This window comes from Flavobacterium cupreum (genome assembly GCF_003996965.1).
In the GTDB taxonomy this organism is placed as follows: Bacteria; Bacteroidota; Bacteroidia; order Flavobacteriales; family Flavobacteriaceae; genus Flavobacterium; species Flavobacterium cupreum.
In genome coordinates this window covers 269,617-284,860 of the sequence record NZ_QWDM01000006.1, presented here as the reverse complement: position 1 = coordinate 284,860, position 15,244 = coordinate 269,617, and the positions used below count along the sequence as shown (strand labels likewise).

At 35.1% G+C, this 15,244-nt stretch carries 18 protein-coding genes; 16 read left to right on the top strand and 2 right to left on the bottom strand.

From position 1 onward, the window contains the following. Positions 1–7 precede the first annotated feature (7 nt). On the bottom strand, positions 8–3,253 hold the full coding sequence (locus tag D0817_RS11565) for a SusC/RagA family TonB-linked outer membrane protein (RefSeq protein WP_127338525.1): 3,246 nt from the start codon (positions 3,251–3,253) through the stop codon (positions 8–10). Between the two features lie 84 nt (positions 3,254–3,337). Further along, a complete protein-coding gene (locus D0817_RS11560; RefSeq protein WP_238160855.1) occupies positions 3,338–5,038 on the bottom strand; it encodes a BamA/TamA family outer membrane protein in 1,701 nt (566 codons plus the stop codon). A 182-nt stretch (positions 5,039–5,220) separates the two neighbouring features. Between D0817_RS11560 and rpsL the strand changes: the two genes are divergently transcribed. The 16 genes from rpsL (at position 5,221) to rplN (ending at position 15,240) form a co-directional block, all read left to right on the top strand. Beyond that, positions 5,221–5,604, top strand: a complete 384-nt coding sequence (gene rpsL / locus D0817_RS11555; protein WP_007136570.1) for a 30S ribosomal protein S12 — start codon at positions 5,221–5,223, stop codon at positions 5,602–5,604. A 118-nt stretch (positions 5,605–5,722) separates the two neighbouring features. After that, the gene (rpsG, locus tag D0817_RS11550) at positions 5,723–6,199 is read left to right on the top strand and encodes a 30S ribosomal protein S7 (RefSeq protein WP_007803600.1); all 477 of its coding nucleotides are present in this window, start codon (positions 5,723–5,725) and stop codon (positions 6,197–6,199) included. A 10-nt stretch (positions 6,200–6,209) separates the two neighbouring features. After that, on the top strand, positions 6,210–8,366 hold the full coding sequence (fusA, locus tag D0817_RS11545; RefSeq protein ID WP_127338524.1) for an elongation factor G: 2,157 nt from the start codon (positions 6,210–6,212) through the stop codon (positions 8,364–8,366). An 11-nt stretch (positions 8,367–8,377) separates the two neighbouring features. Next, complete coding sequence (gene rpsJ, locus D0817_RS11540) at positions 8,378–8,683, top strand: 30S ribosomal protein S10 (RefSeq protein WP_007803605.1); 306 nt, start codon at positions 8,378–8,380, stop codon at positions 8,681–8,683. Positions 8,684–8,958: 275 nt separating this feature from the next. Then, entirely contained in the window at positions 8,959–9,375 is a 417-nt protein-coding gene (locus D0817_RS11535; RefSeq protein WP_127338523.1) for a helix-turn-helix domain-containing protein, read from the top strand. A gap of 715 nt (positions 9,376–10,090) precedes the next feature. Beyond that, positions 10,091–10,708: a 50S ribosomal protein L3 gene (rplC, locus tag D0817_RS11530; protein WP_007803612.1), complete on the top strand. Its 618-nt coding sequence runs from the start codon at positions 10,091–10,093 to the stop codon at positions 10,706–10,708. Beyond that, positions 10,708–11,337: a 50S ribosomal protein L4 gene (gene rplD / locus D0817_RS11525; RefSeq protein ID WP_127338522.1), complete on the top strand. Its 630-nt coding sequence runs from the start codon at positions 10,708–10,710 to the stop codon at positions 11,335–11,337. Before rplC ends, rplD begins: the two co-directional genes overlap by 1 nt. A 7-nt stretch (positions 11,338–11,344) precedes the next feature. Next, positions 11,345–11,635 carry a 50S ribosomal protein L23 gene (gene rplW, locus D0817_RS11520; protein ID WP_017495018.1) on the top strand — a complete coding sequence of 97 codons (291 nt, stop codon included), beginning with the start codon at positions 11,345–11,347 and terminating at the stop codon, positions 11,633–11,635. 9 nt (positions 11,636–11,644) lie between these two features. Next, positions 11,645–12,469: a 50S ribosomal protein L2 gene (gene rplB, locus D0817_RS11515; protein ID WP_059114053.1), complete on the top strand. Its 825-nt coding sequence runs from the start codon at positions 11,645–11,647 to the stop codon at positions 12,467–12,469. A 6-nt stretch (positions 12,470–12,475) separates the two neighbouring features. After that, on the top strand, positions 12,476–12,754 hold the full coding sequence (gene rpsS, locus D0817_RS11510) for a 30S ribosomal protein S19 (protein WP_012022488.1): 279 nt from the start codon (positions 12,476–12,478) through the stop codon (positions 12,752–12,754). A 6-nt stretch (positions 12,755–12,760) separates the two neighbouring features. Continuing rightward, entirely contained in the window at positions 12,761–13,174 is a 414-nt protein-coding gene (gene rplV, locus D0817_RS11505) for a 50S ribosomal protein L22 (protein ID WP_007803631.1), read from the top strand. Positions 13,175–13,179: 5 nt separating this feature from the next. After that, positions 13,180–13,941 carry a 30S ribosomal protein S3 gene (rpsC, locus tag D0817_RS11500; protein ID WP_007803635.1) on the top strand — a complete coding sequence of 254 codons (762 nt, stop codon included), beginning with the start codon at positions 13,180–13,182 and terminating at the stop codon, positions 13,939–13,941. A gap of 19 nt (positions 13,942–13,960) precedes the next feature. Beyond that, the gene (gene rplP / locus D0817_RS11495) at positions 13,961–14,386 is read left to right on the top strand and encodes a 50S ribosomal protein L16 (protein ID WP_007803637.1); all 426 of its coding nucleotides are present in this window, start codon (positions 13,961–13,963) and stop codon (positions 14,384–14,386) included. A 13-nt stretch (positions 14,387–14,399) separates the two neighbouring features. Continuing rightward, the gene (gene rpmC, locus D0817_RS11490) at positions 14,400–14,591 is read left to right on the top strand and encodes a 50S ribosomal protein L29 (protein ID WP_007803639.1); all 192 of its coding nucleotides are present in this window, start codon (positions 14,400–14,402) and stop codon (positions 14,589–14,591) included. Between the two features lie 17 nt (positions 14,592–14,608). Continuing rightward, positions 14,609–14,869 carry a 30S ribosomal protein S17 gene (gene rpsQ, locus D0817_RS11485; RefSeq protein WP_007803646.1) on the top strand — a complete coding sequence of 87 codons (261 nt, stop codon included), beginning with the start codon at positions 14,609–14,611 and terminating at the stop codon, positions 14,867–14,869. Between the two features lie 2 nt (positions 14,870–14,871). Beyond that, complete coding sequence (gene rplN / locus D0817_RS11480; protein ID WP_007803649.1) at positions 14,872–15,240, top strand: 50S ribosomal protein L14; 369 nt, start codon at positions 14,872–14,874, stop codon at positions 15,238–15,240. Positions 15,241–15,244: the final 4 nt, after the last annotated feature.

Sequence of the window (15,244 nt, the reverse complement as noted above, 5' to 3'; positions counted from 1 at the left end):
ATTTTTTTTAAAAATTAACTTTGACATTAAAAGAAATATTTCTTGTTGTCGGCATAGGTCCTGATTGGTATCCTGATGTGTTACCTGAAGACAATCCAGCTTCTGGATCAGAGTATGGTAAACTTTTGTCAATGATCCAAAGATTATTACCTATTAAGCTAAATGAAGCTCCTTTAACAGATTTTCCTAAGATACTTTCAGGAAGATTGTATGTGAAAACAACTTCTCTTAATTTTACAAATCCTGCATCGTAAACAAATGCAGCAGCAGGTGGATCTGTACCGAAAACCTGGCTTGATTGAGATCTGTCTAATCTTGTAGTGTTAGTGATGTATTGTGGTTGAGTTCCTCCTGGAGTGTAAGCAGGATTTGCCATAACACCTTGTAGAATTTCACCACCACCATTAGCTAATGTATTTCTTATTGGGTTTCCTAAATCATTGTTTCCAACTGAATTAGCATAGATACCTGTTCCGTAACCGTAGTATTGATCAAGTGAGAAAACACTTCCTCCTTTTTTCACATCAATTAAGAAACTGAAAGAAAGGTTTTTGTAAGTGAATTTGTTGTTGATACCACCAGCCCAGTCAGCTTGGTATGTTCCAAGTTTGTTGTCAGTAGTAGTAGAAACTACGTAAGCACCATTGTCTCCGATAATTCTGTTTCCAGAAGCATCAAGTACATAAGTTGTTCCCCAAATTTGACCGTAATCCTGGTTAAGAGGAGCATTGATACTAACACCACCCTGAAGTGAGTTAATGTTGATGTTCTCGATACCCGGAGCCAATTCTGTAACTTTCGTATTAGGATTAGACCAGTTTACATTGATATCCCATGCAAAATTTGCTGTTTTAAAAGGTGTAGCATTAAGTGTAACCTCAAATCCTTTTGTTGTCAATGTACCAGCGTTAACAGTGTTGAATGCTGATCCGGTAGATGTAGATACAGGTAATGGTAAAATTTGATCGTAAGCTTTGTTTTGGAACCAGGCAACATCAAATCCAACTCTGTTTTTTGCAAATTGCATGTTCAAACCTAACTCGACGTTGTCTAATTGTTGTGGTTTTAAGTTTGCATTTTTTGCAGTAGTGTTATAAGAGTAAACTGCTGTTCCAAATGGAGTTCTTGCAGTGTAAAAATCTTGTAATTGGTTAGGATCTGTATCAGAACCTACCTGAGCGTAAGCTGCTCTGAATTTACCAAAATTGATGAATTCAACATCTTTTAACCAGTTTGAGAAGATAACACTTCCAGAAACTGCAGAATACCAATATGCATTGTTGTCTACAGGTAAAGCAGATGATTCATCTCTTCTTACAGAACCTTCTAAATAGTATGTTCCTTTGTAACCTAAAGTTGCTTGTGCGAATAAACCAAGTACTTCTTTTCTTGTATCTACGATTCTAGGTAAAGCCGGAGCTGATACAGAGTTAGAAATAGTATACAATCCAGGAACATATAATCCTCCTGATGTCATTTGTTGATTAGAGAATTTGCTTTGTACGTTGTAGTTTGAACCAAGAATAACGTTAAGGTTTAATTCTTCAGCTAAATCTCTCTTGTAAGTTGCAAGGAAATCATAATTTTGTTCGCTGTAATCATAGATGTCTAAAGCATAACCAGATGGTTGTGCAGGTAAATTTGCAAGATTTGCGTTAGATCCCAAAGTTGCCGGAACTGATCCTGCAGCGATTCTGTCTTCAGTTTTCATAGTGAAACCATCAGTACCCATTCTACCTGTGAAACTTAAACTTTTAGATACATCATAAGTTACACTTGCATTTGCAGCAAATCTTTTTCTGCTATCGTTGTTGTAGTTTTGGTATCTTCCGAAATAAGGGTTATCCCAGTATGCAGGAGAGATATTCGTAGCACTTGCCATGTTCCAAGTATAGTTTTGGTGGCTCATGTTGTAGAAATCTTTTTGATCGTTAAGATCAACGTTGTTTGCCCACCATTGTCTGAAACCAGCAATTTGATTTCCTCCGTAACCAGTTGTATTTCTGTTACGAGTGTTTTGAGCTACATAAGTTGCATTAAACGTAGAGCTTAATTTGTCGCTAAATTTATAAGTAGCTGAAGCATTAAAGTTATTCTTGCTTAATAAAGAATTTGGTAAAATGTCAGAACTGTTTGTGTTAGCATAAGTTAATCTGTAAGTTGCTTTATCGCTACCACCGCTTAAAGCGATGTTGTTTACAGTTGATGTTGCAGTGTCAAAAAATTCAATCGGACCATTTTTTGCAGCAACCCATGGAGTTCTTTGTCCAAAAGTAGATGAACCTGGTATGAATGAATTGTATTGGTATACTAATGAACCATCATATTTCGGTCCGTAAGATGCATCATCTCCAGTTCTTGCTCTTGGCTGTCCTAGATAAGTTGAAAATCTTTGTCCGAAATATCCTTGACCATATTCTGTTTGATATTCTGGGAAAGTTTTTTTATCTACTGTACCCATAGTGTAAGAAGATGAAAATTCTACAGCCATGTCATTTCTGGCTTTTCCTTTTTTAGTTGTAATAATGATCGCACCATTTTGTGCTCTTGATCCGTAAAGAGCTGTTGCAGCAGCACCTTTTAATACGTTGATCTCAGCAATGTTATTTGGGTTGATATCAGATGCAGCGTTACCATAATCGTAACCACCTCTACCACTTTTTTGATCCAAACTGTTTACGTTATTGTTCAAAATTGGCACACCATCAACTACGAATAATGCCTGGTTGTCTCCTAATAAAGATTTGAAACCTCTAAGAACAACGTTTGTAGATCCTCCAAAGTTAGTACCCTGAGTTACACTAAGACCAGCAACTTTTCCAGATAAGTTATTTACGAAGTTTCCTGTTGGAACTGTTCCTACTTGTTCTGCTGATACTGATTGAGCAGAGTAACCAAGAGATTTTTTCTCTCTTTTAATACCTAAAGCTGTTGTTACAACAACTGCTTCAAGTTCATTTGCATCAGCACCTAATTTTACATTGATTACTGATGAACTTGCAGCTACTTCCTGAGATTTCATCCCAATGTAGCTAAATACCAAAACTTGGCTTGTTGATGCTTTAATGGAGAATTTACCATCAAAATCAGTTTGCGTTCCAGTTTTTGTTCCTTTGATCAATACACTTACACCTGGCAAAGGCATACCTGTATTATCAGAAACCATCCCTGAAACAGATCTTTCTTGCGCGAAAGTTAGTTGCGCCACTAGTACTAATAAAAGCACTAAGAATCCATTGAACTTTAGTTTCATTTTTAAATATTTTGAATTAGTATCGCAAAACTCTTAATAATTTGTTAACTTTCCTAATAAATAAAAATCTTTTTTTGATAAAGCTTAAAATTTAACATTATAACATATGTTTATGATAGTGTTATATAATTCAAGGTCTTTAATGTTTTCTCCTCCGTTTGTTAGGATTATTTTTAATAAACCGTTTTTGGTCTGAATGGCTGTCCCGACTCCGATTCCTATTAATTTTTTAATTTTATTTTTATTCAAAGCACCTGTGAGGTCTTGGTATAAGCCGTAATCTGTGACAGAATGAACGAATAAGTTTTTAGAGACAATATATCTGTATTCTGTAAGAATTAAGGAATTGAAATTTGACTGTAAACTATTTTCTAAAAAGCCTCTTATTGAATTTATACCGCCGAAACGCTGCAATTCGTTGGAAATGTAATTTTTACTTTTTAAATAAAAATTTTGTGAATTTATGTTAATAAAGTTCTTTTCGTTCAGTTCAAAATTATATGAAATGTTTAAGCTGGTGTAAAATTGTTTGCTTGATTCTGCAGTTTGAGGATCGTTGTTGGTGTCTCTTTTCCCGTATCCCATTATAAAGTTTAAAAAAGCTTTCTTAGGGAGAAGATCGTTCGCAATGTCAATTTTTTTATACTCTAAAGTTGAAGTGAGGTAGGAGTTTTTGTAGTCGCTAATCGAAAGGTTATTTGTGTTTTGAATGTCGCTTGATTCTGTCGATTGGTAGCCCAGATATATTTTTGAATTATAATTAAGATAATAGCCCAGATCGATTGCGGTTTTAGTGTTTTGAAATGTACTGTCTTGTTTGAATATATTTAGCTGAGCTTTTATTCCAAGGGATGTTTTGAAGATGTATGGAATTTCTAATTTGGTGTCAAATGTTTTTTGTTGGTTCCCGTCGCTTTTCCAGTACAAGGAAAATTTTTCTCCGGAATGAAGAATGTTTTGTAGCGTAATATCAAGATATCCGTTCAGGTTTACTTTTTTGTTTTCGTCATTTGAAAATCCGATGTAACCGTCAAAATTGTTGGCTCTTCTTTTTTCAATATAAGTGTAGATTTTTGTGGAATCGGTAGTAAATAATATTTCAGGATATTTTGTCTGAGAGATGAATTCAAAACTATTAATGTTATCGTACAATTGTTTTGTTATCTGTTGATTGAATGTCTTGTTAAGGTATTTTTTCTTTAATTGTTTTAAATGTCCTTGTGGAAAAAAGTCCTTCCCGTTATTATCTGTGTAATTTAGAATAATTGAATTTACGATACGTTTTTTTTCGGATTTAAAATTTAAGTCCGCATAAATTACCGAATTCTTTCTTTGAATATTTTCAAGTTTTATTTTACTTAAGGCAAAACCTTGTTTTTCTGCTTCAATTATTTTTTGATTTAAATTATTTTCAACTTCTTCATACGGGATAATTAGGGTATCTTTTTGTGTTTCTGATGAATTAAAAAATGAATTATTTCTACCTATATATATATGAATGTTTTCTGTTTTGTTTTTAAGGCTAATTACAGACAGGTAGGTAGTGTCATTTAATTTGGTGGTTTCTAATATGGTGTTATCCAGATATCCTTTTTTTTCAAGTGTTTTTGATGTTTTGTTTGTTTCATCAAATAAGGATTTTATATTGCTGTGTTTTGTTAAATAAGGTAAGGAGTCTATGATTTTGCTTTCGTTCTGATTGCTTCCTTTAATTTCCAGATAAAAATTCTGGGCATGGGAGCTCATTCCTGTAATGAAAATCAATATGGTTAAAAGTTTTTTCAAGTGTTAACTGTGGTTTATTAAATGTATTGCAAATATCTATTGTTTGTTTCTAAAATCATAAGGATAAATAATGTTATTGAAAATTAATGAATTAACGTTTGTATACTGAAAATTATTTTATACATTTGCAACCCCGTAAAAAGCGGGAATTTAATATACATAATAAATTTTTAGTATTAATTATGCCAACAATTCAACAATTAGTAAGAACAGGAAGAACTCAGATCACTAAGAAGAGTAAATCGGTTGCTTTAGATTCTTGTCCTCAAAGAAGAGGGGTTTGTACGCGTGTTTACACTACTACACCAAAAAAACCAAACTCTGCAATGCGTAAAGTTGCGCGTGTACGTTTGACAAATGGTAATGAAGTGAATGCTTACATCCCTGGAGAAGGACACAATCTACAAGAGCACTCGATAGTATTAGTGCGAGGTGGAAGGGTAAAAGATTTACCAGGTGTTAGATATCATATCGTTCGTGGAGCGCTTGACACGTCAGGAGTTGCAGGAAGAACGCAAAGAAGATCTAAGTACGGTGCTAAACGCCCAAAAGAAGCAAAAAAGTAATTTAAAACGTTAAGAGTTGGAGGTTAGGAGTTAAGGGTTAGGGATTGAAACTTTGGTAGAAGTCTGTAACAACATAACATTTAACGGATGACCTATAACTTTTTATTAAAAAAAAGACATGAGAAAAAGAGCGGCAAAGAAAAGACCACTTTTACCAGATCCAAGATTTAACGATCAATTGGTAACGCGTTTTGTGAACAACTTAATGTGGGATGGTAAGAAATCTACAGCTTTCAAAGTATTTTATGATGCAATTGACATCATTGAGTCTAAAAAGCAGGATTCAGAAAAATCTTCATTAGAAATTTGGAAAGATGCTTTAACAAACGTTATGCCTCACGTAGAAGTACGTAGTCGTAGAGTGGGTGGAGCTACATTTCAAATTCCAATGCAAATTAGACCAGACAGAAAAATTTCTATGGCAATGAAGTGGTTAATACTTTATTCCAGAAGAAGAAATGAAAAATCTATGGCACAACGTTTAGCGTCAGAATGTTTAGCTGCTGCTAAAGAAGAAGGTGCTGCGGTTAAGAAAAGAATGGATACTCACAAGATGGCAGAAGCTAATAAAGCTTTCTCTCACTTTAGATTTTAATTCGTAAGAAATGGCTAGAGATTTAAAATATACAAGAAATATCGGAATTGCTGCTCACATTGATGCTGGTAAAACAACAACAACTGAGCGTATCCTTTTTTATACTGGAAAGTCACACAAAATTGGTGAAGTACACGATGGTGCTGCAACAATGGACTGGATGGCTCAAGAGCAAGAAAGAGGTATTACAATTACTTCGGCTGCAACAACTTGTGAGTGGAATTTTCCAACTGAACAAGGTAAAGTTTTGCCTGAATCATTGCCATACCACTTTAATATCATTGATACTCCGGGACACGTTGACTTTACTGTAGAGGTAAACCGTTCTTTACGTGTACTTGATGGATTGGTTTTCTTGTTTAGTGCTGTTGATGGTGTTGAGCCTCAATCAGAAACTAACTGGAGACTTGCTGATCAGTACAGAGTTCCACGTATGGGATTCGTTAACAAAATGGACCGTCAGGGATCTAACTTTTTGGCAGTTTGTCAACAAGTTCGTGATATGTTGAAATCTAATGCTGTTGCAATCACTTTGCCAATTGGTGAAGAAAATGATTTCAAAGGTGTTGTAGATTTAGTAAAAAACCAGGCTATCATCTGGCATGATGCTACTCAAGGGGCAACTTTTGATATTGTGCCAATTCCAGAAGATATGTTAGCTGAAGTTAAAGAATACAGATCTATTCTTATTGAAGCAGTTGCTGACTATGATGAAAATCTTTTAGAGAAATTCATGGAAGATGAAAACTCTATTACAGAGGAAGAAATCAACAACGCTTTAAGAGCTGCTACTATGGATATGGCTATCATCCCGATGATCGCTGGTTCTTCTTTCAAAAACAAAGGAGTTCAGTTCATGTTAGATGCAGTTTGTAAATATTTACCTTCTCCAATGGACAAGGAAGGTATCGAAGGAATTCACCCTGATGATGCTGAATTGTTAGAAGAAGATCAAACTAAAATCTTGCGTAAGCCAGATGTAAAAGAGCCGTTCGCTGCTTTGGCATTTAAAATTGCTACTGACCCATTCGTAGGTCGTCTAGCTTTCTTCCGTGCTTACTCTGGTCGTTTAGATGCTGGTTCTTATGTTTTGAACACTCGTTCAGGAAATAAAGAAAGAATTTCTCGTATCTACCAAATGCACGCTAACAAACAAAATCCAATCGAATATATTGAGGCTGGAGATATTGGAGCTGCTGTTGGATTTAAAGATATCAAAACTGGAGATACATTGTGTGATGAAAAACACCCAATCATTCTTGAGTCTATGAAATTCCCTGCACCGGTAATTGGTATTGCAATTGAACCTAAAACTAAAGCTGACGTTGATAAAATGGGTATGGCTTTGGCTAAATTAGCTGAAGAGGATCCAACATTTACTGTTAGAACAGATGAGGCTTCAGGGCAAACTATTATCTCAGGTATGGGTGAGCTTCACTTAGATATCCTTGTAGATCGTATGAAACGTGAATTTAAAGTTGAAGTAAACCAAGGTGAGCCTCAAGTTGAATATAAAGAAGCGTTTACAAGAACTGCAACACACAGAGAGACTTATAAGAAACAATCAGGAGGTCGTGGTAAATTCGGTGATATCGTATTTACACTTGAGCCAGCTGACGAAGTTGACGGTAAAGTTCCTGTTGGATTACAGTTTATCAATGCAGTAAAAGGTGGTAACGTTCCTAAAGAATATATCCCTTCTGTAGAAAAAGGTTTCCGTGAAGCTATGAAAACAGGTCCATTGGCAGGTTATCAGGTGGATAGTTTAAAAGTAACTTTGACGGACGGATCTTTCCACCCTGTCGATTCTGATGCTCTTTCTTTTGAATTAGCTGCTAGAATGGGTTATAGAGAAGTAGCTAAAGCTGCTGGTGCGATTATTTTGGAGCCAATCATGAAAATGGAAGTTATTACTCCTGAAGAAAACATGGGAGATATCGTAGGTGATATCAACCGTCGTAGAGGTCAGGTAAATGACATGGGTGACAGAAACGGTGCTAAAACTATTAAAGCTGATGTGCCTTTATCAGAAATGTTTGGATATGTAACAACATTAAGAACATTGTCTTCTGGTAGAGCTACTTCAACAATGGAGTTTTCTCACTATGCAGAAACACCTTCTAATATTTCAGAAGCTGTAATTAAAAAAGCAAAAGGTAACGCTTAATTCTTAAGAAAATGAGTCAAAAAATCAGAATAAAACTAAAATCTTACGATCACATGTTGGTAGACAAGTCTGCTGAAAAGATTGTAAAAACAGTAAAAACTACTGGAGCAGTTGTAACAGGTCCAATTCCGTTACCAACTCACAAAAAACTTTTCACTGTGTTACGTTCTCCGCACGTTAACAAAAAAGCGAGAGAGCAATTTGAAGTAATGTCATACAAGAGATTGATTGATATTTATTCATCTTCATCTAAAACTATCGATGCATTAATGAAACTTGAATTGCCAAGTGGAGTCGAAGTAGAGATCAAAGTATAATTAGATTATATTTTATATAGGAAAGCGAGACAGTAATGTCTCGCTTTTTTTATGCAATAAATCGAATGTTTTAACCTGGAATATATAATAGGTAGAAGATTTTAGTTTACTGTTGTTGCCTTATATTTTATATTTAACTTTAAAATAAATTATTTATAAGAAAAATATTATATTTAAATAATATTGAAAAAGCGTGGGATAGTCTCTCGTATTATACTACGCTAAATATTTTTTACCCAATACTTATTATTGAACTTAATTATTATCTTTGAATTATGAGTACAGCAACAAAACCAAATCACATAGGGCGTAAAATAAGCCGTATTCGTGAGCTAAAAGACATGAAGCAAGAAGCCTTAGCGCAGGCCTTAGGGACCAATCAGCAGGCTGTTTCTATTATGGAAAACAGCGAGACTATTGATGAAGAAAAATTAGTTGAAGTAGCAAAGGCTCTGGGCGTAACTGTAGAGGCTATTAAAAATTTCTCGGAAGAAGGGGTGTTTAATTATTTCAACACATTTAATGATACAACTAATAGCGGTGCGTTTAATTTTGGAACGAATCATTGTACATTTCATCCTCTTGATAAATTAGTTGAAGTTTATGATGAAAATAAAAAATTATACGAACGATTAGTTCAGGCTGAAAAAGATAAAAATGAATATTTAGAAAAATTATTAAAAGACAAATAGTCTTTTAGCTAAAATAAGTAACTTTTAAAAAGACCACTTCGGGTAACGAAGTGGTCTTTTTGTTTTGTTGTGAAATTTACCAGTAAATGTAGTTTGTTGAAGGTTGTAGTGGAGTTGTTTAGAGTGTTCTGAGAAGAGTGTAATTGTTTTCTTTACACGGTATGGATTGAGGCATTCATTTTGTTCTTTACGATGCTAAGAGCGTGTATAAATAATTACTGTCGAAGTTTTGGAACTTATAAATTTGAAGGATCGTTACGATAAAGGAAAGGTTAGTAATTTTAAATTGTTAAATAGGTTAAAAAAGAAAAAAGTTTTTTACAATCATATTTAAATGGAAAAGTGAGTTGGCAATGTTTCGTTTTTATTTTTTGGTTCAGATTGGAGTGTCTTTTTTAGTTTTAATTGTATTTGTTTTGTTTGTCACTTTTTGATGAAATGTCTTTTGTTTAGGCTGTTGCCAAAGATTTTCATGGGTTAAATTAAGTAATTGTTAAGAAAAAAGTTTTTGAGGCCTAATGGGGCAGTTCGTTATTTTTTTAATTAACAGAATGTTCTTGGTGGAAGCTTTGATGCTTGGATTTTGATAATGAGCGATTTAATTTTTGTAACCGTTTGGTATATTCAATTTTAATGTCTACTTTTGCACTCCCTGTTTGGAAATTTCTGTTATTTTCAAATTGAAGGGAATTTTAGTAATTAATAATTAATATTTATGTCTGGGTTAATTGGTAAAAAAATCGGCATGACTAGTATTTTCGACGAAAACGGGAAAAACATTCCTTGTACAGTAATCGAGGCTGGGCCGTGTGTTGTTACCCAAGTCAGAACCAAAGGTGTTGACGGGTACGAAGCGTTGCAACTTGGTTTCGATGACAAAAACGAGAAACATTCCACTAAAGCGGCTTTAGGTCACTTTAAAAAAGCTGGAACTGTTGCTAAGAAAAAAGTCGTTGAATTTCAAGATTTTGCAACTGAACAAAAATTAGGAGATCTTATTGATGTTTCTATTTTTGCTGAAGGAGAATTTGTAGATGTACAAGGTGTATCTAAAGGTAAAGGTTTTCAAGGGGTTGTTAAACGTCACGGATTTGGTGGTGTTGGACAAGCAACTCACGGTCAACACAACCGTTTAAGAGCGCCAGGTTCTGTGGGAGCTTCTTCTTATCCATCCAGAGTATTCAAAGGAATGCGTATGGCTGGAAGAATGGGAGGAGACAATGTAAAAGTTCAAAACCTTAGAGTTTTAAAAGTAGTAGCTGAAAAGAACCTACTTGTTATTAAAGGATGTGTTCCTGGACATAAAAACTCTTATGTAATCATTCAGAAGTAATGGAAGTAAAAGTATTAGATTTCAACGGAAAAGATACTGGAAGAAAAGTTCAACTTTCTGATTCAGTATTCGCAATTGAACCAAACAATCACGCTGTATACCTTGATGTTAAGCAATATCTTGCTAATCAAAGACAAGGAACTCACAAAGCTAAAGAAAGAGCTGAAGTGACAGGAAGTACACGTAAGATTAAAAAACAAAAAGGAACAGGTACAGCTCGTGCGGGAAGTATCAAAAATCCATTGTTTAAAGGTGGTGGAACAATTTTTGGACCAAGACCAAGAAGTTATTCATTCAAATTGAATAAAAGCTTGAAAAGATTGGCAAGAAAATCAGCGTTCTCAATCAAAGCAAAAGAGTCAAATATTATCGTTCTTGAGGACTTTAAATTTGAAACTCCAAACACTAAAAATTTCATTAACGTTTTGAAAGCTTTAGGGTTAGAAAATAAAAAATCTCTATTTGTGTTGGGAGAGTCAAATAAAAATGTATATTTGTCGTCACGCAATTTAAAGGCTTCTAATGTCGTAACTAGCTCAGAATTAAGCACTTACGCTATTTTAAACACTAATAATTTAGTGCTTTTAGAAGGTTCTTTGGAGTTAATCGAAGAAAATTTAAGCAAATAATAGGAATATGAGTATCATAATTAGACCTATAGTAACAGAAAAAGTAACCAAAGAAAGTGAAGTTTTAAACCGCTTCGGATTCGTTGTTGACAAAAAAGCAAACAAAGTTCAGATTAAGAAAGCTGTTGAAGCTGCTTATGGAGTAACTATCGTTTCAGTTAACACGATGAACGTAAGACCGGACAGAACTACAAAATACACTAAAAGTGGTTTGATCAGTGGAAAGACAAATGCAATTAAGAAAGCGATTGTTCAAGTACAAGAAGGAGAAACAATTGATTTTTACAACAATATCTAAGATAGAAAAATGTCAGTAAGAAAATTAAAACCTATTACCCCAGGTCAGCGATTTAGAGTTGTGAATGGTTATGACGCCATTACAACTGATAAGCCGGAACGCTCTTTGATAGCGCCGATAAAAAACTCTGGAGGTAGAAATAGTCAAGGAAAGATGACCATGCGTTATACGGGTGGTGGTCACAAGCAGAGATATCGTATTATTGATTTCAAACGTACAAAAGAAGGAATTCCGGCTACAGTGAAATCAATCGAATATGATCCAAATCGTACTGCATTTATCGCTTTATTAGCTTATGCTGATGGAGAGAAAACTTATGTAATTGCACAAAACGGATTGAAAGTTGGTCAGAAATTAGTTTCTGGTCCTGAATCTCAGCCTGAAATTGGTAATACATTACCTTTAAGCAGAATTCCTTTAGGAACTGTAATCTCTTGTATTGAGTTACGTCCAGGTCAGGGAGCGGTAATCGCTCGTTCAGCTGGTACATTTGCTCAGTTAATGGCAAGAGACGGAAAATATGCTACAATTAAAATGCCATCTGGTGAAACAAGATTGATCTTGTTAACTTGTTCGGCTACAATTGGAGCTGTTTCTAATTCAGACCACCAATTAGTTGTATCAGGAAAAGCTGGTAGAACAAGATGGTTAGGAAGAAGACCTAGAACAAGACCTGTTGCAATGAACCCTGTTGATCACCCAATGGGTGGTGGAGAAGGACGTTCTTCTGGTGGACATCCACGTTCAAGAAATGGAATACCAGCAAAAGGTTATAGAACTCGTTCTAAGAAAAACCCGAGTAACAAGTATATCGTAGAACGTAGAAAGAAATAATAAGATATGGCACGTTCATTAAAAAAAGGACCTTTCGTTCATTATAAGTTAGACAAGAAAGTTCAGGAAAACGTAGAAAGTGGTAAAAATAGTGTAGTAAAGACTTGGTCTAGAGCTTCTATGATTACTCCGGATTTCGTTGGACAGACTATCGCAGTTCATAACGGTCGTCAATTTGTACCAGTTTACGTAACAGAAAACATGGTAGGTCACAAATTAGGAGAATTTTCACCAACTAGATCTTTTAGAGGTCATGCTGGAGCAAAAAATAAAGGTAAAAAATAAGAAGCAATGGGAGTTCGTAAAAGAGAAACAGCAGATGCGAGAAAAGAGGCTAATAAGTCTATTGCTTTCGCAAAATTGAATAACTGCCCTACTTCACCTAGAAAAATGCGCTTAGTAGCGGACTTGGTAAGAGGTCAGAAGGTAGAAAGAGCACTTAACATCTTAAGATTCAGTTCTAAAGAGGCTTCAAGAAAATTAGAGAAACTATTATTATCTGCAATCAACAACTGGGAGCAAAAAAATAGTGAAGGTAATTTAGAAGAAGCTGGATTATTTGTTAAGGAGATCAGAGTAGATGGTGGAATGATGTTGAAAAGACTTCGTCCAGCTCCACAAGGTCGTGCACACAGAATAAGAAAACGTTCTAACCACGTAACAATCGTGCTTGGAGCTATCAATAACACACAAAGCAATTCTTAAGCAGCATGGGACAAAAGACAAATCCAATTGGAAATAGACTTGGTATCATCAGAGGGTGGGACTCAAACTGGTATGGTGGAAATGATTACGGTGATAAACTTGCCGAAGATCATAAAATCAGAAAGTATATCCACGCTCGTTTATCAAAAGCTAGTGTATCTAAAGTAATCATCGAGAGAACTTTGAAACTTGTAACCGTTACTATCACTACTGCAAGACCTGGTATCATTATCGGAAAAGGCGGACAAGAGGTAGACAAGTTGAAAGAAGAACTTAAGAAAGTTACTGACAAAGAGGTTCAAATCAACATCTTTGAAATTAAAAGACCTGAGTTAGATGCTTATCTTGTGGCGACAAGCATCGCTCGTCAAATCGAAAGCCGTATTTCTTACAGACGTGCAATCAAAATGGCTATTGCTGCTTCTATGCGTATGAACGCTGAAGGTATCAAAGTTTTGATTTCTGGTCGTTTGAATGGTGCAGAGATGGCGCGTTCAGAAGGTTTCAAAGAAGGTAGAATTCCTCTATCAACTTTCAGAGCTGATATTGATTATGCTTTGGCTGAAGCTCACACTACTTACGGTAGAATGGGTATCAAAGTATGGATCATGAAAGGTGAAGTTTATGGAAAGAGAGATCTTTCCCCACTTGCAGGAATGGATAAAAAACAATCCGGAACTGGTGGTGGTAAAGGTGGTGATTCTCCGAGAGGAGACAGAAAACCCTTTAATAAAGGTGGAAAACCAGACGCTCGTAAAAGAAAGTAAATTTTTAAACTAAAGAAAAATGTTACAGCCTAAAAGAACAAAATACCGTAAGGTACAGAAAGGTAAAATGAAAGGTAACTCTCAAAGAGGGCATGAACTTTCTAATGGAATGTTTGGTATTAAATCTGTACATGAAGATGGAATGTTCTTAACGTCTCGTCAAATCGAAGCTGCGCGTATTGCTGCAACTCGTTTCATGAAGAGAGAAGGACAATTATGGATCAAAATATTTCCAGACAAACCAATTACTAAGAAACCTCTTGAGGTACGTATGGGTAAAGGTAAAGGTGCCGTTGAATATTGGGCTGCCGTTGTTAAACCCGGAAGAATTATGTTTGAAGTTGGAGGAGTTCCTTTATCAGTTGCAAAAGAGGCGTTACGTCTTGCAGCTCAAAAGCTTCCAGTAAAAACTAAATTCGTCGTTGCTAGAGATTTCGAAGCATAATTAAATTTATATTATGAAACAATCAGAAATAAAAGATCTTTCTGCAGCGGAGTTGCAAGAAAAACTTAGTCAAACTAAGAAGATATATGCTGACCTAAAAATGGCCCACGCTATTTCTCCAATTGAGAACCCACTTCAAATCAGAAGTGTAAGAAGAACAGTTGCAAGATTGGCTACAGAGCTAACTAAAAGAGAGTTACAATAATTGTATTCTGCTGAAAGATGGAAGAAAAAAGAAATTTAAGAAAAGAAAGAATAGGTGTTGTTACTTCAAATAAAATGGATAAATCTATTGTTATTGCTGAAGTAAGAAAAGTAAAACACCCGTTATACGGTAAGTTCGTGTTGAAAACAAAGAAATACGTTGCACACGACGAAACAAACGACTGTAACATTGGAGATACTGTAAGAATTAGCGAAACGCGTCCTTTAAGTAAAACAAAATGTTGGAGATTAGTTGAAATCTTAGAAAGAGCTAAATAATTATGGTACAACAGGAATCAAGACTAAAAGTAGCAGATAACACGGGAGCAAAAGAAGTTTTAACTATCCGTGTTTTAGGAGGTACCAAAAGAAGGTATGCCTCTGTTGGTGACAAGATTGTAGTATCTATTAAAGATGCAACTCCTAACGGTAACGTTAAAAAAGGAGCTGTTTCAACTGCAGTTGTTGTACGTACCAAAAAAGAAGTGAGAAGAGCTGATGGTTCTTATATCCGTTTCGATGATAATGCATGTGTTCTTTTGAACGCTGCAGGGGAAATGAGAGGAACACGTGTTTTTGGTCCGGTAGCAAGAGAACTTCGTGAAAAACAATTCATGAAAATTGTATCATTAGCACCAGAAGTGCTTTAATTCG